Origin of the sequence: uncultured Brachyspira sp., from assembly GCF_944390845.1 — a bacterium.
GTDB classification, from domain to species: domain Bacteria; phylum Spirochaetota; class Brachyspiria; order Brachyspirales; family Brachyspiraceae; genus Brachyspira; species Brachyspira pulli.
Window position 1 is genome coordinate 45211 of the sequence record NZ_CALXRM010000006.1, and the last position, 20697, is coordinate 65907.

The window sequence follows — 20697 nt, forward strand, 5'->3', positions numbered from 1 at the left end:
AAATTATGAGTCACAATATTAGTTACAGAGAATATATAGAAAATGATTTCCCTATTTTAACTGACATTGTAATAAAAGCTTGGGGATTCGATAATATACTATCAGAAAAAAATGCAAAACTTACAGCTCAATTAAATTTATATTCATTTCTTAATACTGCAACATTCGCTAATATAGCTTTAAAAGATGAAATACCTGTAGGATTTTTAATAGGTAAAATAACAAATTCAAAAACAAACGATTTATACAAAAATCAAATACAAAAAATAAAATCTAAAATGTCAAAGAATATTGAAGGTATAATTTCTTTATTGGTATATAAAAAAATAAAATCAATAAATAATAATCTATACAAAGAAACTAATAAAAATTATGATGCTGAACTTTCATTTTTTGCAGTAAGCAGAGATTGTCAAGGTCTTGGTATAGGTAAAGCACTTTTTCAGCAATTTAATGATTATCTAAAAGAAAATAATATTAACAATCTTTATTTATATACTGATACTTATTGTAATTATAAATTTTATGAACATCTTGGAATGCATAAAAATCAAGAAAAACATTTCTCAATACCATTCACTAAAAAATACGATATAGATTTTTATTTATACGACAAAGAATTATAATTTTTTATTCAATCTTAATTCTGAAACTATAACTCCAATCAATGTTAAAGTTATACCAATAAAAGCAGTAAAAGTCATTCTTTCTTTAAGCACTATTATAGAAATAATTATAGTAATTATAGGAGTCAAATAAACATATACATTAGTCTTTAAAACTCCTATTAAATCTGTTGCCTTATTCCATATAATAAAACATATACCGGAAGCAAAAATAGCTACAAACAGCATATTAAATAATACTATAGGATTTTTTAATGCCGCCCAATTTGGATTAAAATCAAAAAAGAAAAATGAAGGAATCATAAATAAAATTCCATAAAATATAATCTTTCTAGTAGATAATATAAAGTCATATTTCTTATCTGTAATCTTTACTATAAATACCGAATAAACAGCCCAGCCTATACTAGAAATTACAGCCATAATATCTCCTAAAGGTTTTAACTGCAATTCTATTTTTCCATTGAAAGTTATTATAATAATACCAACTATCGATACAATAAATCCAATAAAAAAATTGAAATAAGGCTTCTCTATTTTTAATAAAAAACTAATTAAAGCAGTAAATAAAGGAGATGCTGCAATTATAACACTAACATTAGAGGCTAAAGAATAATCTATAGCAATATTCAAAAATAAATTGTATATTGTAATACCGAAAAGACCGCAAATAATAAAATACATTTCATCTTTTTTATCTTCTAATATAAGTCTTTTAGGTTTAATAATAAAAAGAAAAATATAGCCTATAATAAATTGTAAAAATAATAATTCAAATGCATTAAAATATTCTAATAATATTTTTGTGGAAACATAAAGTGCTGACCAAATAAAAACACTTATAAAAGCTAAACTATGACCTAACAAATTTTGTTTATTATATTTCATAAAAATCATTTAATCATTAAAAATATTCATATTAGCATGAAACCTGCTTAAATAATTTCTTCCTAATGATATATGATCGCAAATCCACCCCCATAAAGCCCATACATAATTAGATATCAATTGTCCTATCATAATTTCACGATAAGTAATACCGCCATATAAATTTATAACTTTCTCTATCTGTTTTTGATTCAATTCTAATTCTGCAGTAAAATTACCAAGCTCCCAAATAATAGAAGAAAATCCTGCATATTCAAAATCAACAAACTTTATATCTTTACCATTATACATTATATTAGGCAGCTGCAAATCCATATGACATAATACTTTCGGTGAATTATCTATCTTTCTGGCTAAATCAAGTATAAATTTATGTTCTAATCTTGTAACTAATTGAATTTTTGCAAGTCTTTCATAATTATTTATTTGTTCAACTATTGAAATTGTTTTAAAAGATTCAAAATCCTCATGTTTTAATGAATGCAATTTTTTCATCTGTTCTATTATAAGAGGCAGAACAACATCAAAATCATTTTTTATATCATGGAATTCTAAATTTCTATATCCTTTTAAAAAATCAGTTAATTTTAAATCACTGTCATAAAATTCACTTTTAGGAACTATATCTTTATCGTATATAATATTCAAAATTTTCTTTTCAGCATTTCTATCTATTATACATTCTGTTCCTTTTCCAGGTATTCTTATAACTTTATCCTGACCCAAGAATTTTATTTTATAATTAATATTTGTAATTCCGCCAAGTTTTTCTGCTCTATCATTATCAGAACATTGCTCTGCTAATTCCTTTGGTGTAAGTAAATTATCATGATATAAAGCATCTCCAAAAGAATTAATTCTTGTATAAAGATTATCATGATCAAAAACATAAAAATTTATTTTATCAATAGAATTTAATATGCAATACTCCCAAGCATCATAATCAGGTGTATTCATAAGTTCATTTTTCAAAATCTCAATATCTTCTTCATTATCTAATATAGCAATACCATCTCCATATCCATTTGTAGCATTGGCATCTATATCAACAAGCTTTGAATTTCTATCAGATATATAACCAAATGAAACAGCATTATCTATTATTTTTTGTGATAAGAATTGCGATATATCAGGTCTAATATATTTAAAAAAGTTATCCTCTAAAAACATATCTCCATTAAGTATTATTGTACCCTTTTCTATTTCATCTATAACCAATTTTAATGAGTCACTTGTATTTTTGGTATAATAATCTTTATGTACTACATTTTTAAAACCTAATTTTGTTTTGTATTCATCAAATAATTCATGTTTGTATCCAGTAACAACAGTTATATCATCAACGTTTTCTTTTTTTAAAATATTAATCATATTTTCTAATATTGTTTTCCCATTTATTTTTAATAATGCTACTGGTTTAACAAGACTGAAAGGAGTAAGTTTTAAAGTTCTCGAATCTGCAAGTATTATAGCCTTCATTTTACCTCCGCCATTTTTTATATATCAGATAATATATTTTATTTATTTAATTATATACAAATAAAAAAGAGATAGTAAATATAAATTCACTATCTCAATAACATTTAATTTATAAAATTATATCAAAAAAGAATAATATTTAATATTACCGTCTGCATCAATTACTTCAATAGTTACAGAACCAGCATCAGGCTCATCTATAGTAATTGAGAATGTTTCATTCATAGAATCTAATAATTTATCATCTGGAACAATATATCTCCATTCTCCTGTTATAGTAGAATATCTAACAGTTTTAATAAAAGATAATTTATCTTCTACTCTGAAAGTAATTCGTCTATTAGCACCATCACCAGAAACATTAAAATCAAGAACTTCCGGAGGATCATTATCATATTTTACATTAAACACCTCTAAAGTTTTTGTTTTTATCTCTCCAACTGGGTTATCATATTTATCACTTGCAGTTATTTTGAAATCATAAATACCAGAAGGCATTAAATAAGCATTAAATTTATAATATGATGTTTCTAAATTACTAGCTAATTTTCTATAATTTTTTTCACCTTTTAATCTATACTCTAAATCATATATAAGTTTATCACCATTAGGATCAGAACCTTTCCAATATACCATAGCTTCATTTTCTTCAAGCTGAGGACTTTTAGCAGTTTCAGAAGAATCATTTTGCTGACGATATCTAGTAGTAAGTCCGCCATTCAAAACTTCAGGTTCTAAATTGTTTTCAACATAAGTAAAATCCATAGAATTCAATACTGGTGTTAATTCTTCATCAGTAGTTTCCATTGTAACTTTAAATTGCATGAATCGGCCGTTTGGAACATTTACTTTTCCATTAGCATCAACTGGAGCAAAATCACTCCAAGTATTATCTACTCTAGCCACATTTCCAGTTCTAACTTCAACAGTTACATTTGCACCATCTGGAATAGTAGTCATAGTATTTAAACTTCCTAATTTACTTAAAAGTTTTAAATCAAGTGTATCGCTTGTAAAGCTTCCTTGAGTTGGATATCCATGTTTTATTTTGTATATTTCGCCTGTTTTTGATATAGCAAAATAAAGTCCATCTTCATTAACAGCAAATGTAGAAAGTATTTTATTTTTCAATCCGCCTATATAAGATAGAAGTCCGTCATTTCCATTTATCTTATATATATCAGCAGTATCTCCAGTAACAAAATATACATTATTATTTTTATCACTGCTTAATGCTAAAACTAATGTTTGGTTTAAGAAGAATAATCTTTGAACAGTTCCATTAGTATCAGCTTTATATAATGAATTTCTAAATTCTTTATCACTTTCATTAGGTCTTTTATCTCCATCTATTATAGAAGGAAGCATTAAATAAGCAGGTTCTCTAGTAGCTGTGCCGAAATATAAATTACCTATATTATCCATAGTAATAGCATAAACTTCATTTTCAGCAGTATCATAAACTACTTTATGAGAAGGATTTTCTAAATTAGTAGCCAAATCTATGCATAATACAAGACCTCTGCCTGCAGTTCCTACATAAAGTTTATGATTTTTAGAATCAAAATATAATGACATAGCATGCTGTTCATCTGTTTTTAATATTTCTTTAATATCTCCATCAGATGTAATTTTCAATACTCTGGCATTATTACCGCCTGCAGCAGCAAATAAATTACCATTGTTATCAAACTTCATATCCCATACATAAGTGTCATCTAAAGTTTTACTCCAAATCTCATTTCCTTGACTGTCATATTTAATAATTTTAGCATAAGGACCAGTAGCAGCATATACATTGCCGGCACTATCACTAATAACAGCAGTAAAAGCACTTTCATTACTTAATGCAGCAAAAGAAGTGAAATTCGTAGAATCAGCTTCTCTTTTATATAATTCTGCACCTGTTCCGCTTATAGCAGCAAACATAGTTCCGTCATTAGCAGGATAGATTTTCCAAATATCTTTTCCATTAATAGAACCATTTTGCTCTATAACAGGAGCTAAAGTTAAACTGCCCTGTTCTGTAAGCATTATTCCATCATATATACCATTATCATAAAAACCTCTTTTTGTGCTAGATAATGTTCTAGTAACAACACCAAAAACATTAGCAGAAGTTAATACAAATATTAATTGCAGTATAAAAACAATCTTAGCGATTTTCATATTTTCTAGCCCCTTCAATTATTATATCTATTTTCATTAATCCAAGTATAGAACATGGCATTTTATAATTTCCATTTATAGCAGTAATAACAGCAGCTTTATCAGATGTAGCATTTTTTGCCATTATACCGTATTTAGATGGAGGAAGTGTTGGAAATGAATCCTTTCCTATTTGAACACCTCTTGATGATGAATAAAGCCATACTTTCAAAGCACTATCATCATAACTCTTTCCATATATACGCATTACATCATCTAAACTTCTTATTTCATATTTACTAGGCATAAACAATTTTTCTGCATAGTAATAGATATACTCATTAGCAGCATAAATACTGTAAACATCTGTTTTCAAATTAACAGGAAGTTTAACCGGTATATCTATGTATTGTTTTTCCTTTCCATAAGGAGTAACACCTACTCTTAAATGTATAGTTTCACCAGCAACTGCTCTAGGCTCTACTAAAGTAATATCATTTAAGAAAGCATATTCAAGATTATTTCTTTTTATAGACAATTTTACTGATTTTATGCCTACTCTATTGAAATTATTATAAATGAAGAAATCAATAGGAGATATTAATTGTTCTATAGCTGATTTAAAAGCATCAGTAGAAGAATAAGCTAATATTTTATCAGTTACTTTATAAGGTTCAGCAAAATAATCAGTTTCTATTTCATAACTAATACTGAATACACCTTCTTCATCTCCGCCGGCTGTAGAACTGATAGCACTGTATATAGCCATAGAAAGTATATCTGTAAAATATGTAGGATCATTTAATACTCTAAAATTATAATCTCTAGTAAGGAATGTTTGATCTTCTATTTCCAGTTTTACTGGAACCATAGTATTTTCAGGTACTTCCCCATAAACTCCGGAAACACCAAATACACCGTCATAAACTGTATATCCTAAATAATTAGAATAAGCAGCACCCAATTTAAATGAAGAATCAACTGATGCAACTATATGATTTATATATGCCCTTGATACCGGAGCTCTTAATCTTCCCTTAGACCACATTGAGTGACCGAAAAGTAAGAATTTTTCATCATCTGTATGTGAAACTGTACCTATTCCAGCAAGAGAAACATCACCGTCAGCCATAACTATAGCAACAGAATCACCAAACAAGAATTTACTAGCTTGATTAGTGTCTGAAACTGAACCGCCTGCCTGCATAGGATAAAAACCGCTTTTCTTAAATGAAGAAGAATATTCATTAAAAGCCTTGCTGCTTATACCTGAGAATATAAGAGGTGTCTGAAGCGAATTATCATCAGCAAAACCTAAGGCAGGAGCTTTGGTATTAGTATCTTCATATAGTTTATACATTTCTTCTATAGGAGTAACTCCGGCTATAGGATCCTTTGCATAATTCCAACCAAAAGCTAAAGCACCAGCTATTTTACCATCAAAATATATAGGCGAACCGCTCATACCTGCTACAGTACCTGAATGCTCTAAATTTAATCCTTCACACTGTATAAGTATAGCATCACTATTATGCCATCTTTTTTTCAAGATAGATAATACCCTAACTTTAAAAGGCTGTACATTAGTACCATGTATAACGGTATATCCTACTCCTTCCATTCCTTCATGTATTTCACTCATAGGAATAACCTCCGGATTTTCGGGAGGCAAAGGAGGTAAATCTTCAGTTGACTGTGCTAACAAATTAAATGTGAAAAATATTGTTAATACTAAAATAAAAAATATTTTCTTTCTCATAGATTCCATATTTATAAATTATATTTTAAAGTGATTATAACTTTTATTAAACTATATTTCAATATAAATAGTAAAATATTATAATATAATAATTTTTAATTATCGACAAGTAGAATATTAAATAAAATTTACCTTGACAAATAATATATATATATTAATATTATAGTAAGTAAATATAAGTAATAGGTTTAAAAACGAGGTTTATAAAGTGGTAGAAGCAAAAATACTTAATTTAGCAATAACAGATAAAGGTTTTGTTGTTATATTAAAACCAGAAAAGTCTGATAAAGTTGTCCCTATATCTATAGCATATTTAGAGGCTCAGTCTATAATGTCAAGTCTTATAGGATATAAAATTGAAAGACCTCTTACACATGATATAGTAGGAAGTATATTTGAAAATTGTAATATAAGACTTATAAATGTTATAATAGATAATGTACATATAGATACATTCTTTGCCAAATTAGTTATTGAACATAATGGAAAAAATATATTTATTGATTCAAGACCTTCTGATGCTATAGCTCTTTCTCTTAAATGCAGAGCTCCTATATTTATAGAAGAACATGTTGTAGATAAAGCAGGAATAGTATTAGAAGAAAATGATACTTTAATGAAAGTAAAAGACAGTATACCTTTCACATATCAAAGATTTGATAGAGAAGAATTGAAAGAAAGCGGAAGTGAAAATATTTTCTTAAAGAGAGAACCTGAAGAAAATAATAACAATAATAATATAAATCAAAATAATCAAAGTATTAAAGATAGCGGCAAAAAAAACAAGGAAGAATTACAAAGATTATTGGATCAGGCAGTAAGAGAAGAAAGATATGAAGATGCTGCCAGATACAGAGATGAACTTGATAATTTAACTGAATAATTTTTATAACTTTAGAGGTTATATGAAAAGCTATATTAAAATACTTTTATTTCTTATATTTGTTTCATATTCAATAATATATGCTAAACCATCTGATAAAATAAGATTTGATGCAGACGAACTTACTGAATTGGAATATGACTTCTTTACAAAAATAGATAATGGTGAAACTAATGATTTAGAAATACATTATGATGGTTTCATAATTGCATCTGGTATTACAGATAAAGATGAATTCGATTTTTTCAGAGGAAAATTAGATGAAATAAGAAATCTTGCCAAAAAAGAATTATCTCAATATACTAAAGAAGGTGCTTATGATTTTGGTAAAAGATTATTAAATTGGCTATATTCCAGCGGAGTTTTAAAGCAGTATTTTGAAACATCTACCCTATTCCAAGATTTAATATATAAAGGAGAATATAATTGTTTATCTTCAAGTATATTATACTCTTTACTATATAGCGAATTCGGATTTAAAGTTACAGGTGTATTAACATCTAGCCATTCTTTTTGTACAGTATATACAGATCAGGGAAAAATAGATGTGGAAACAACTATATCAAGAGGATTTAATCCGGGACAAAAGGAAATAAGAAATACTGGAAATTCTACAATAGTTACATTTGTGCCTCAAGGAAATTATAGAGATAGAAATGAAGTAGATATTTTTACTTTAATAGCAACTTTATACCCTAATTCCATATCATTAAAAAAAATTGAAAAAGATTTGGAAAAACAATTAGTAATGGCCAAAAAAGCTTATTATCTATCACCAAATACAAAAATGTATAATAATAATCTAGTTAATGCTTATAATAGATTAGCTTTAGATTATTTAAAAAGAAATAATTATGAAGCAGCATATAAAACATTAGGAGAAGCATTTGCATTTGATCCTTCAAATCCTATGACAAAAAATAATAGAATACATTATTATAATACAATAGGCACATCATATTTAAGTCAAAAAGATTATCCAAATGCTATACAAACATACAAACTTGGTATTGCTGATATAGGTGATGATGCTAAAGTATTAAGAAATAATTTGAAAGTTTCATATTACAATTATGCTGTTACTGAATATAATGAAAGAAGATATAATAATGCCAATGATATATCTGAAGAAGCTTTAAAATTGTTCCCAAATGATAAAGATTTTATGAGATTATTATCATCTATCCCAAAATAATAAAAAAATAATTCCGAATAATAGTATATGATAAAATATTTTACATTGTTATTATTAATTTTACCTAGTATTTTACTATATTCGCAAAATACATTTAATTATAATCTAAATATTAAATTTAGAATAATAGAAAAATTTGATAAACTTTTATCATCAGACAATAAAGAATATACTTTTTATATAGATGCTAATTATATTTTTACTGATGAAGGTAAAAGCATATATAGTAATAATATATATAATATTCAAAAGACATTAACTGACTTAGAAAAAAGAGAAAAAGAGGCAAAAACTCAAGAAGAAAAAATGTCTATAAATCAAAACATTAGAATACAAAAAGCATTACTTGCCTATAATACTCCGCCTAAAAAATTCATAACTTTATTAATAAATAGGCAAATCTACCAATATATTTCAAAATATCCATCTGCATATATAGATAACATGCTGCAAAATAACCTGCAAGAATTCTATGATAATATAAGATGGACTATCATAACTAATGAACAATATACAGGTAAATTCACCTCTTTAAGATTTCTAACTAAAGAAAAGTTCAAATATTATACTGGAAGAACCTAAATATTATAAACCGAATTTAGATTTAACTTTTTTAGTATCATATTTTGCAGTACCGCCTTTTACCTGCACCATTTCTTCTGAAACACTTGAAGCAAATTTTAATACATTATTTACATCAAGATTTTTAAGTATAGCATAGCTCAAAGCAGCACAGAAACTATCTCCGGCCCCAACTGTATCAATAACATTTACTTTATTTGATGGATTAAATATATATTCATCATTATGTAATACGCTTGCTCCTTTTGCCCCAAGAGTAAGAAATATATAATCAATATTAAAATCTTTGTTAATTGCTTTTAATAAAGTTTCATTATCATTTTCTAAAGAAGGATAGAAAAGCTCTTTTATAACAGCAAGCTCGTCATCATTAATTTTTAATATATTAACAAATTCTAAAGACTCTTTTATTTTATCTTTTGTATAGTAATTCTTTCTAAAAGTAACATCGCATACTTTATATTTAGAATCTATGTTTTTAAATATTTTTTTCAATGTACTGTATGATTTTTCATTTCTTTGAGAAAGTATATTAAAATAGAACATATCATACTTTTCTTCTAAAGCTTTTTCAATATTTTCATTATATTCTATATTATCCCAAGCAACATTTTCATGTATTATATAATCAGGAACTTTTTTCTCATTAAGAAATACAGTAGCTTTACCTGTTTCATAATTATCTAATATTTCAATTAATGAAGAATCTATATTCTCATTATTTATAAAATTAATAGCATCTTTTGAATAATCATCATTACCTAATGCTGTAATAAATCTTAACTTATCTCCGTTATCTATAAGTCTTGATAACTGTAATGAGTAATTAAAAGGTGCCCCTCCTATCACTGAAACATTATCATATACATCATATAAAAGTTCACCGAAATTAAGTATATTATTCATAAAAAAAACTCCAAAAAAATAATAATTATCATTCACTTAATGGTGCTTTTAATAATAATCTTATCACAGAATTATTTGTTATAGAAGTTCCAGCCTGAGGAGAAAATTCAGACACATATCCTTCACCCTGTATAGCTATTTTAGCATTATTATTAGATACAATATAAGATATATTATTCAAAGCATCTCTTAAAGAAAGACCTGTTATATTAGGCATTATATTATTAGTAGTATTACTAGGTGCAGGAACTAAAGATAAAAAGTCATTTGTATTTATTGAGTATATTTCTCCGTCAACCAATCCCAAATAAGGTATAATTTGATTAGCAATTTTAGCAAAAAGAGGAGCTGCTACTCTTCCAGCTGCTCTGCTTCCAGAACCTAAAGGGTCATCAAGCAAAACAAGTATTGATATTTTAGGATCTTCAAGAGGAAAGCCTCCAACAAATATGGACTGATAATATTTTTCCGGCTTATCGCTGTCATTTCCCCTATAAACTTCTGTTATAGCAGTACCAGTTTTTCCTACAACATCTATATTAAGCAAATTAGCCCTATGTCCTGTAGAACCAGACTCAACACCTTTTCTAAGAAGAACCCTTGCTATTTGCGAGTACTGTTCATCAATAATTCTAGTTTTTTTCAATCTATTTGTAACGCTTATTTTTTCTATTCCATCGTATAATGAATCAACTACATGCATAGGAACTTTCCAACCGCCATTCAATAATGGTAAATAAGAAGCAGCTATCTGCATAGGAGTAACACTCAAATCGTAACCTATAGCTAAATAACCTCTTGAAAATCTATGCCATTTATTTAATGGGTGATATATTCCGCTCCATTCATTTTTATAAGGTCCGACACCTGTAGGCTCTCCGAAACCAAATCTCTTTAAATAATCATAAAAAAATTGCTTGTCTATTCTTTCTGCTATAGTAACAATAGCATAGTTACAACTGTATTTTAATATATCATTGAAAGCTACATCTCCATGAGGATAATCACAGTGTATGCGTGTCTGTCTGCTGTAATCATAATATCCTTTACAATGAAATACCTCATCGCTATTTACAACTCCCTGCTCTATTGCGGCAAGTTCTGCAAATATTTTCATAGTACTTCCCGGATATATAGTACTCATTATACTTCTGTCCATTCTTTCATTATTAACATAAACAAAAGGATTATTAGGATCAAAAGAAGGATAAGAATAATTAGCTATTATTGCCCCAGTATTTACATCTGATACTATAACTGTAACAGATTGAGGAGATTTCTCAGCAACTGTTTTCAATACTTCATTACGTACTATATTTTGAACATCTCTGTCTAAAGTTAATACTATATCCTTAGGATTATCATTCTCTGAAGAAAGTATTGCTTCATAAGTTGCCTCAAGACCTGCATAACCTTCTGTTTCAGTTCTATTCATATAACCTATAACATGAGCAAAAACATCTTTATAAGGATAAAATCTTTTATAACTTTCTATTCCATAAATACTTCTTACAGTATATTTATCTTTTATTTCTTTTATTTTTTTATATGAATCCAAATTAATATTTTGGGCTAGTCTTATAGTTCTTCTTTTTGTAGAAAGCAAATCTGTAAATTTTTCTTTAGTAATACCAATAATACTAAAAATCTTTGTATAAGCTTCATTAATATCAGTATCTTCATTACCATCTAAAGAAACAGATTCAGTATCAAGATAAATTGTATAAGCTGGTATATTAATAGTTAGAGGATGCATTTTTGAATCATATATAGTTCCTCTTGGTTTATCTAAACCGTCTAATGAACTTAATGATTTTCTGTCTTTAACTGTAAGATTAAAAAGTCTGAAAAGAATAGCAATAGTTACTATAACAAAACATACGAGAAATAAATATAACTTTTTTATTCGAATTTCATTCATAATTAGAAAATGAGGCGGCGAACGGATTTGAACCGATGATAAGAGTTTTGCAGACTCCTGCCTTACCACTTGGCGACGCCGCCATATTTTTAGATGTAGTAATCTTATACTAAAACAAATAAAAAGTCAATATGTTAACAATTTAATTTAATAAGAAAATACCAATTTTAATCTGCAATACTATTTAATATTTACATACTCAAGTTATAAATTAAAGATATTTTTATTTAATTAAATAAAATTGAATTATATTTATACATTAATTAACTTTACAAATAATATATTTCTTATATAATATAGGCGTTAAAATTACTTATAACAAAAGGAATAATATGTATATAGATAAGTTATGGGGAGAATATTTCGGCGACTGTGATGACTCATTAGTATTATTAGATTATTTTAATGAAAATGATGATACTCAATATAGCGTTAAGCAAATATTTACTGACTTTAATATATACAATGAATATTCTCAAATAGAAGTTGATTCTTTTAGAGAAAGTAAAGATATAAAATATGTTTGTAATGGTATTGAACATAATATAGATATAGTAATAGATTTAATATTAGATTTATCAGTATTAATTTTAGAATGTATTCATAACAAAAAAATATATTTAAAAGATTTATATAGTAATTCTGAAAAAGATAAATATATATCAATAAATGCTGATAAAGAAGATATAGAATTATTTATAAATATATTAAATGACTTTTCTGTTAATGGTTCTAAGTATGATTTAGCCGATATATGTGATAATGAAACTATTAATTATATTGCTGAAAATACAAAATATATAGCAATAGAAATGTCAAAATTTACATATTAATAATATTGATAAAAAATAAATAAAAAAAATATTAATAACTTTACATAATTTTTTTATAGAAGTTTTATTTAAAATATATTGAGATTTTTATATTATAAATATACAATATCTAAATCAAATATATAGTAGGAGTATATATGAGTATAGGCTCTAGCAGAAGCAAATTAGAAGATGGTATAAAATTTTTTAGAAATGAAAACTATAAAGAGGCAATAGACTCATTAGAAAAAATATTCTCAGAAAGAAATGATGTTGAATCTGGATATCATTTAGCATTAGCCTATGCACAAATTCAAGATTACGATAATACTCTACAAGTATTTGATAAAATAATGAGACGCTTAGACAACCCTTTAAGACTTATGCAGGCTCATATAATAGTTGGATATATTTATGCTGTAAAAGAAATGTATGACCTTGCAGAATTTGAATTAATTGATGCCTTATCATCTGGAGTTGAAAATACTCAAATACATGCTGCTTTAGGATATGTATATTATAAAAAAGGAAACATAAGAAAAGCTATAGAACATTTGAAAAAAGCTGTTAATCTTGACCCTAAAAGTGCAAATGCAAGAAACTCATTAGGATTTATTTTGGCAGATACAGAAACCAACATTGATGAAGGTATAGAAGAAATAAAAAAAGCTGTATCAATAGACCCTAATAATCCTGCATATTTAGATTCTCTAGGCTGGGCTTTCCTCAAAAAAAATGATTTAGAGCATGCTAAAGAATTCTTAACTAAAGCCTTTGAACTTGCTCCTACTAATAGGGATATTAAAGATCATTTATTGAAATTAGATCAAGCATCATATAAAAAATGATTTAATATATACACAAAAAATATTCTTTATTTTAATAAAGTATAATTACATAAAATATAATAGAGGGAGTTTTATGAAATATATTATTACAATTATATTTTTAGTTTCTATATCTTTATACGCCGATTATAATTTTCAGTATTCAGGAAATATAACAATCACTAGAGATGGAAAAACCGTTAATCTTAATTCATCAGATAAGGGATATGATAAAGATATATTAGAAACAAAGAAGAATGCTTTTATTGAAATAAATATAGATGATAAATATTACTACATTGCTCCAAACACTAAGGTAAAAATCAATACTAATGAAGTAGAACTTATAAACGGAGCTTTATATATAAAAGATAAAAATTTTCAATCTTTAAAAGATTTTCAAAATTATGATGAAGATATAAAAATATATGCTGATCCATTTCCTTTTTATGCCGGAAAAGTATCAACAATATTTATAGCTTCTAAAGATGAAATAAAAATAGAAAATTCTAAACTTCTTGGCAGTGCAAGACCTATAGTAAAATTCTTTGAAGTAAAAAATGCTGACAGAAACATGAAAGTATATAAAAGCATATTTGGAATATATGTAGGTGCACAAGATGAAAAATATAAATTCGTATCAGATATAGAATTAAAAGATAAAACACTTCTTAAAGTATCAATAGATATAAAATTAGACTTTACTCCGCCACCTCCAAAACCAAAACAAATTCCAGGCGTTACTGCAACAATGAAAAATATAATAAGTAACCCTAAAAAATCTAGAGAAGAAAAAGAATTATTAAACGGTAATGTATATATAAGCTACACACCAACAAATTATGCTGATAAAGTTTATATAATGCCTTCTCAAGGAAGATATTCTTCTGGATTTGGTGCTTTTAGAGGATACACTAAAGACTATGCCAGATATCATCAAGGCTTTGATATAGCAAATACAAACGGCACTCCAATAATAGCAGCAAATAACGGAGTTGTAAGAGTATCAAGAGAATTATTCGTAAGAGGAAATTGTGTTGTTATAGATCATGGCGAAGGTGTATATAGTTCATATTTCCATATGTCTAAATTAATAGCAAAAGAAGGACAGTATGTAAAAAAAGGTGAAGTTATAGGATTAATAGGTTCTACTGGAATGTCTACTGGTCCTCATTGTCACTGGGAAATGAGAGCTGGAAATATGACTTTCGATCCTTTAAGTATTTTAGAAAAGCCTGTTTCTTTTAATACAAAAGTTCTCACACAAATAAAATAATTCATATATTCATTTTTTTATTATAAAGAGAGTATAAAATAGTAATGCAGATAAGAGAAAAATCAATAATAGAATTAGAAAATATACATAAAATAGAACCTTTATTTATTAGATATTTAACTATTATAACTGCTGTTGTTTTAATAATTTTATTTATATTCTTTTTTGGTACAAACAGATTAAATGAAGAATATAATACTGTAAATGTTTGGCATAAAGAAACTACATCTATTGAACCTCCTTCTCATGATGATAATTTCAATATTGACGGCATATTCAAACATAATTTTTTCACAAAGCCGGAAGGAATAGTACATTACTTTGACTTTAATGGAGATACAATTTACAGTACAAATTTAATGAAAGGAGAATTAGCAAGTGCCAATAATCAAAATTTCATCATATACAAAAGATACGGTAATTATATAGATGCTTATAATAATATGGGAATTATTATATGGCGTACTAATACTTCTATATATCCGGAAATGGCACCTTATGCTGAAAGAATAGTATATCACTCAAGCGATAATTCAAAGATACAAATGTTTGACTTTAACAATAACCCATTAAGCAAACATATTCAATACGGAGAAATTATTACTGACGGAGCTTTTGCCCTTAACACAGGAGATTATATAGCTGGATTTTCAAGCGGCGATATCGCATATATAAACAGAAACGGAAATTTAAGTTTTGCAATATCCACTATATTAAGCGAAATAAATATAGTAAAATCAGTTGCTATAAGTGAATATGGAAGTTTTGCTTTATCTGTTAGCGGAATAAGACCTGAATATATGACTCTTTATGATGCTAATGGAAGCACTATGTGGTACTTGGATACTGGACTTAATAGAAGACGCCATGTATCTAGTTATGTAAGTGAAAAATCTATGTTTGCCTATATGCTTGCTGACAGAGATATTGTATTATACACTTTGAATAAGGGAAAAGAAATTGACAGAATTAATTTGGAAAAATATAATATGCAGAATGCTATCAATATGAAATTAAATAGTGAAACTAATTCTACAATTATGAGTGTTTCAAAAGATGCTAAAAGTGTTGTATTGATATATGACAATAATTTAAAAGAGATTGTTTTTGAAAAATATTTAGATGGCTGGGTATACAATCTTGATATATCTAATTTAGAAAATGAATATATGATTGTAAGCGACAAAATGATTTATACATACAAGAGGGTTAAACTATGAAAAAATATATATTACTATTATTTATAATATCATCATTTTTATTTGCAAGAGTACCTGTAGACCCTAATAGAATTAGAATAACAAGTACATTCGGAGAATTCAGAACAGACCACTTTCATAACGGAGTAGATTTCGGCGGAAATAGAATGGAAATATATCCTGTTAAAGACGGAGAAATAGTTTATTATATAGATGAAGAAGAAGACCCTACAAGACCTCTTTATGGTGTTGGAAATGTGGTTATGATAGAACACCCTGATAATTTAAGAAGCTATTATTATCATATAGAACCAGGTACTATAGAAAAATCCTATGCTAAAGTAACAGAAAAAAATGTTATTGCTCTTACAGGAAACAGCGGAAGATCTGGAGGAGCACATTTACATTTAACAATAGAAAATATGAAAGAAGGATTAGTAGTAGACCCTTTAGAATATTTATCTATAAGTAAAGGTTCAACTCAGGCACCATTAATACATGGAATTTATTTGAGAACTGAAAACAGACTTATACAAATAAAAGACAAAATGCCTATGAGTTACAACGGAGAAATAAAATTATTCGTAAAAGCTTATGACTTACTTGGAAGCATACCTATGGGGCTTAAAAGAGTAAAAATATTTATGAATAATGAATTAGTAAGAGATTATGATTTCACATATTTTATAAAAAGGGATAATGTATATTATATATCCCCAAATTATACTTTTGAAGAAGTATATGGTGTAGATTCACATTTCTATAGAGGCGGTGTCTTTACTCCTAAAAGAGGAAAATATACATTCAAAGCAGAAGTTACAGATTTTGACAATAAAACCGTAGTGTTAACAAGAACAGTTAATTTTTATTAACTATATTTTTCATCTTGACTAATTATTATAATATTATATAATCTTTGATATGAAGTTAATTAAGTCTACAGTCTACAGTCTACAGTCTACAGTCTACAGTCTACAGTCTACAGTCTACAGTTAAATAATAATTATAATAACTTCTTTTTTATATCTAACAAAAAAAATTTATCCTCATATAAAAATAAAAGGTATGTATTATGATGAATATAGTTATAATACATACAGGATTTGCTAAATATTTAGTTTACACATTAAAAAAACTAAAAACAACAAATAAAAATGCCAGTATATTTTTGATATCTGATAGAGAATATAAAGAATATTCTCAATATTCCACATTTGTTGATATAAAAAAAGTTACTAAAGAAGAAGCTATAACATTCAAAAATAAATATATACATTTAGGTAAAAGTGATCCGAATTATGAAATGTTTTGTATGCAAAGATGGATTATATTAAAAGACTTTATGAAAGAATATAATATAAACGAATGCTTTCATATTGACAGTGATGTATTATTATTTTCCGATTTAAATGAAGTCTTAAAACCATTTGTTAAGTATGATATATCTTTAGCAAATAAATTAGCTCTAACTATGTATATAAGAAATATAAAAGTTTTAGAGGAATTTTCAAAATATCTATTATTTAAATATACTGATGAAAAAGAAATAAATAAATTAAAAAGTATGTACTATGATGATCCAAACAGACTAAATAATGGTGTTGCTGGAAGCATATCTGATATGGACATTTCAAGAGAATTTTTTTCACAAACAAATTTTCAAGTTGGCAACCTATCCGAAATAGAAAATGATTCAATATTTGATTTTGCAATTCTTTATGGAAGTCCGAATTTTGAAATGTTAAAGAAAGATAAATATGAAATGAAAAAAATATACTTTGAAAATGACATTCCATTTTGCAATTATAGTAAAGACGGAATAAATAAAAAAATAAGATTCCATTCATTACATTTTCTTGTTTGGACAAAACCGTATATGAAAAAACTTGCAAATAATATAGATTTAAATTTTAATCCATATTATATAAATATATATAGAGAATTAACCGTTTTCAAAAATAAAATAAAAAAACTTTTCAATTAATTTACTAATTATAAAAAATATAGTATAATAATTTTCATGAATTTTAAATTAGAATCAAATTTCAAGCCTTCAGGGGATCAAGTAACTGCAATAGACTCCTTAGTTAAAGGGCTTGAAAATAAAAATAAATATCAAACTCTTCTTGGAGTTACTGCTAGCGGAAAAACATTTACTATAGCTAATGTTATAGAAAAAGCTAATCGCCCTACACTTGTAATGTCGCATAATAAAACTTTGGCGGCTCAGCTTTACAGAGAATTAAAAGACTTTTTTCCAAATAATGCCGTTGAATATTTCGTTTCATATTATGATTATTATCAGCCTGAAGCTTATGTCCCTGCAAAAGATTTATATATTGATAAAGATGCTTCCGTTAATGATGAAATTGACAGATTAAGACTTAAAGCTACTACTTCGCTTCTTGAAAGACGTGATGTTATAATAGTTGCCTCTGTTTCATGTATATATGGTTTGGGTTCTCCTGAAGATTATAGAAAATTATACATTGCTATAGAAAAAGACGGAGAATACGACAGAGATGAAATAATTGAAAAGTTAGTTTCAATACAATATGAACGAGTTAAAGATGTACTAGAAAGGGCAAGATTCAAAGTAATAGGCGATACTATAGAAATAATGAGTGCCTATTCTGATGAGGTTATAAGAGTAGAATTCTTCGGTGATACTGTTGAAAGAATAATTAAAATTAATCCTATTACAAGACAAAAATTATCAGAACAGGAAAGAGTTGTTATATATCCTGCTAAACACTTCGTTACAGGAGGCGACAAATTAGCAGCAGGAATAAAATTGATAGAAGAAGAACTTGAAGAACAATATAATAAATTCAAATCCGAAGGAAAATTAGTAGAAGCAGAACGTATATACGGAAGAACAAAATATGATTTAGAAATGCTTAGAGAAGTAGGATACTGTGCCGGAATAGAAAACTACTCAAGACCATTATCAGGACGTAAAGAAGGCGACAGACCTGCTTGTTTAATAGACTATTTTCCAGATGATTTTTTAACAATAATAGATGAATCGCATGTAAGCGTTCCGCAGATTAGAGGAATGTTTTTCGGAGACAGAAGCAGAAAAGAAACTTTAGTAAAGTACGGTTTCAGACTTCCTTCTGCTCTTGATAACAGACCTTTATACTTTGAAGAATTCGAAAAACTTACTCATGATACAATATACATAAGTGCCACACCGGCAGAATACGAATTAAAGAAAAGCAGTCAAGTTGTAGAACAGATTATTCGTCCTACTGGATTGCTTGATCCTATAATTGAAGTATACCCTATTGACGGACAGATAGACAGAATACTTGAAGAAATAAAGAAAACTGTATCAAACAATGAAAGAATATTCATAACCACACTTACAAAAAAAATGGCTGAAGACCTTACAAAATATTTAAATGAAAATGGAGTAAGAACTCGTTATCTTCATTCTGACATTCAAACTGTAGAACGTGTTGAAATAATAAGGGATTTAAGGCTCGGTGCTTTCGATGTACTTGTGGGGATTAACCTTTTAAGAGAAGGACTTGACGTTCCTGAAGTATCGCTCATATTAATACTTGATGCCGATAAAACAGGATTTTTAAGAAATACAACTACCCTAATACAGACTATAGGACGTGCTGCAAGAAATGCTAACGGCAGAGTTATAATGTTTGCTGACAGTATAAACGATGCTATGAAAGTTGCTATAGAAGAAACTGAAAGAAGAAGAAAAATACAGATGGAGTATAATAAAGAACATAATATCACTCCAAAAACAATTATCAAAAAAATTCAAGATATCATTGAACGTGAAGAAAAAGTTGAAACTTCTTATGAACTTCATTTCGATTTCAGACGCTTCAATGAAAGAGTAAGAATAGACCCTGAACAGCAAAGCGATGACTATATAAAAGAGCTTGAAAAAGAGATGAAAAGAGCTTCTGATAGTTTAGAATTTGAAAAGGCTATTGAAATAAGAGAAAAAATAAATCAGCTTAAACAATTAAAGCCTGCTAAAAAATCAGTGCATAAAAATGTAACTTCTAAAAATCCTAATGGAAAGCGTAAAAAATAATTAGTATTACTTATATATACCTAAACAACTATATTTTGTCAATTTTTATATTTTGTAAATATATTATCAACTTTTTTCCGCACACGCTCTGCGGACTTCGTCAAAGTTGCTTATATCCTCGACAAGC

At 27.1% G+C, this 20697-nt stretch carries 17 protein-coding genes and 1 tRNA gene; 11 read left to right on the forward strand and 7 right to left on the reverse strand.

All coding sequences use genetic code 11. The features are described 5' to 3' along the window. Positions 1 to 5 precede the first annotated feature (5 nt). Positions 6 to 626: an N-acetyltransferase gene (locus Q0K52_RS02240; RefSeq protein WP_297296019.1), complete on the forward strand. Its 621-nt coding sequence runs from the start codon at positions 6 to 8 to the stop codon at positions 624 to 626. Here the strand turns inward: Q0K52_RS02240 and Q0K52_RS02245 are convergent. From Q0K52_RS02245 to Q0K52_RS02260, 4 genes are all read right to left on the reverse strand, one after another. After that, a complete protein-coding gene (locus Q0K52_RS02245; RefSeq protein ID WP_297296022.1) occupies positions 621 to 1514 on the reverse strand; it encodes a DMT family transporter in 894 nt (297 codons plus the stop codon). The two genes, Q0K52_RS02240 and Q0K52_RS02245, sit on opposite strands and share 6 nt — an antisense overlap. A gap of 9 nt (positions 1515 to 1523) precedes the next feature. Then, positions 1524 to 2993 carry a phosphotransferase gene (locus Q0K52_RS02250; RefSeq protein WP_297296024.1) on the reverse strand — a complete coding sequence of 490 codons (1470 nt, stop codon included), beginning with the start codon at positions 2991 to 2993 and terminating at the stop codon, positions 1524 to 1526. Between the two features lie 117 nt (positions 2994 to 3110). Beyond that, positions 3111 to 5162: a sugar-binding protein gene (locus Q0K52_RS02255; protein WP_297296026.1), complete on the reverse strand. Its 2052-nt coding sequence runs from the start codon at positions 5160 to 5162 to the stop codon at positions 3111 to 3113. After that, on the reverse strand, positions 5149 to 6909 hold the full coding sequence (locus Q0K52_RS02260; protein ID WP_297296028.1) for a SpoIVB peptidase S55 domain-containing protein: 1761 nt from the start codon (positions 6907 to 6909) through the stop codon (positions 5149 to 5151). Before Q0K52_RS02260 ends, Q0K52_RS02255 begins: the two co-directional genes overlap by 14 nt. A gap of 199 nt (positions 6910 to 7108) precedes the next feature. Here Q0K52_RS02260 and Q0K52_RS02265 point away from each other — a divergent pair, with 199 nt between their 5' ends. From Q0K52_RS02265 to Q0K52_RS02275, 3 genes are read left to right on the forward strand one after another with little or no spacing between them, the layout of a single operon-like run. Further along, positions 7109 to 7783, forward strand: coding sequence for a bifunctional nuclease family protein (locus Q0K52_RS02265; RefSeq protein ID WP_297296030.1), 675 nt, complete (start codon positions 7109 to 7111; stop codon positions 7781 to 7783). 22 nt (positions 7784 to 7805) lie between these two features. Then, the gene (locus Q0K52_RS02270; protein ID WP_297296032.1) at positions 7806 to 8978 is read left to right on the forward strand and encodes a hypothetical protein; all 1173 of its coding nucleotides are present in this window, start codon (positions 7806 to 7808) and stop codon (positions 8976 to 8978) included. Positions 8979 to 9005: 27 nt separating this feature from the next. Next, on the forward strand, positions 9006 to 9560 hold the full coding sequence (locus tag Q0K52_RS02275; RefSeq protein ID WP_297296034.1) for a hypothetical protein: 555 nt from the start codon (positions 9006 to 9008) through the stop codon (positions 9558 to 9560). A gap of 3 nt (positions 9561 to 9563) precedes the next feature. Here the strand turns inward: Q0K52_RS02275 and Q0K52_RS02280 are convergent, their stop codons facing one another. The 3 genes from Q0K52_RS02280 to Q0K52_RS02290 form a co-directional block, all read right to left on the reverse strand. Further along, on the reverse strand, positions 9564 to 10466 hold the full coding sequence (locus tag Q0K52_RS02280) for a carbohydrate kinase family protein (protein WP_297296036.1): 903 nt from the start codon (positions 10464 to 10466) through the stop codon (positions 9564 to 9566). Between the two features lie 28 nt (positions 10467 to 10494). Further along, positions 10495 to 12387 (reverse strand): penicillin-binding protein, encoded by a 1893-nt coding sequence (locus tag Q0K52_RS02285; protein ID WP_297296038.1) that lies wholly within the window; start codon positions 12385 to 12387, stop codon positions 10495 to 10497. A gap of 12 nt (positions 12388 to 12399) precedes the next feature. Then, positions 12400 to 12470, reverse strand: a tRNA-Cys gene (locus Q0K52_RS02290). A 249-nt stretch (positions 12471 to 12719) separates the two neighbouring features. Between Q0K52_RS02290 and Q0K52_RS02295 the strand changes: the two genes are divergently transcribed. The 7 genes from Q0K52_RS02295 (at position 12720) to uvrB (ending at position 20570) form a co-directional block, all read left to right on the forward strand. Next, a complete protein-coding gene (locus tag Q0K52_RS02295; protein ID WP_297296040.1) occupies positions 12720 to 13220 on the forward strand; it encodes an imm68 putative immunity domain-containing protein in 501 nt (166 codons plus the stop codon). Between the two features lie 137 nt (positions 13221 to 13357). Further along, positions 13358 to 14047 (forward strand): tetratricopeptide repeat protein, encoded by a 690-nt coding sequence (locus tag Q0K52_RS02300; RefSeq protein ID WP_297296042.1) that lies wholly within the window; start codon positions 13358 to 13360, stop codon positions 14045 to 14047. A gap of 73 nt (positions 14048 to 14120) precedes the next feature. After that, entirely contained in the window at positions 14121 to 15302 is a 1182-nt protein-coding gene (locus Q0K52_RS02305; RefSeq protein ID WP_297296044.1) for a M23 family metallopeptidase, read from the forward strand. Between the two features lie 44 nt (positions 15303 to 15346). Further along, positions 15347 to 16522, forward strand: coding sequence for a hypothetical protein (locus Q0K52_RS02310; RefSeq protein ID WP_297296046.1), 1176 nt, complete (start codon positions 15347 to 15349; stop codon positions 16520 to 16522). After that, positions 16519 to 17373, forward strand: a complete 855-nt coding sequence (locus Q0K52_RS02315; protein ID WP_297296048.1) for a M23 family metallopeptidase — start codon at positions 16519 to 16521, stop codon at positions 17371 to 17373. Before Q0K52_RS02310 ends, Q0K52_RS02315 begins: the two co-directional genes overlap by 4 nt. A 200-nt stretch (positions 17374 to 17573) precedes the next feature. Continuing rightward, complete coding sequence (locus Q0K52_RS02320; protein WP_297296050.1) at positions 17574 to 18485, forward strand: hypothetical protein; 912 nt, start codon at positions 17574 to 17576, stop codon at positions 18483 to 18485. Between the two features lie 36 nt (positions 18486 to 18521). After that, positions 18522 to 20570, forward strand: a complete 2049-nt coding sequence (gene uvrB, locus Q0K52_RS02325) for an excinuclease ABC subunit UvrB (RefSeq protein ID WP_297296052.1) — start codon at positions 18522 to 18524, stop codon at positions 20568 to 20570. Positions 20571 to 20697 lie beyond the last annotated feature (127 nt).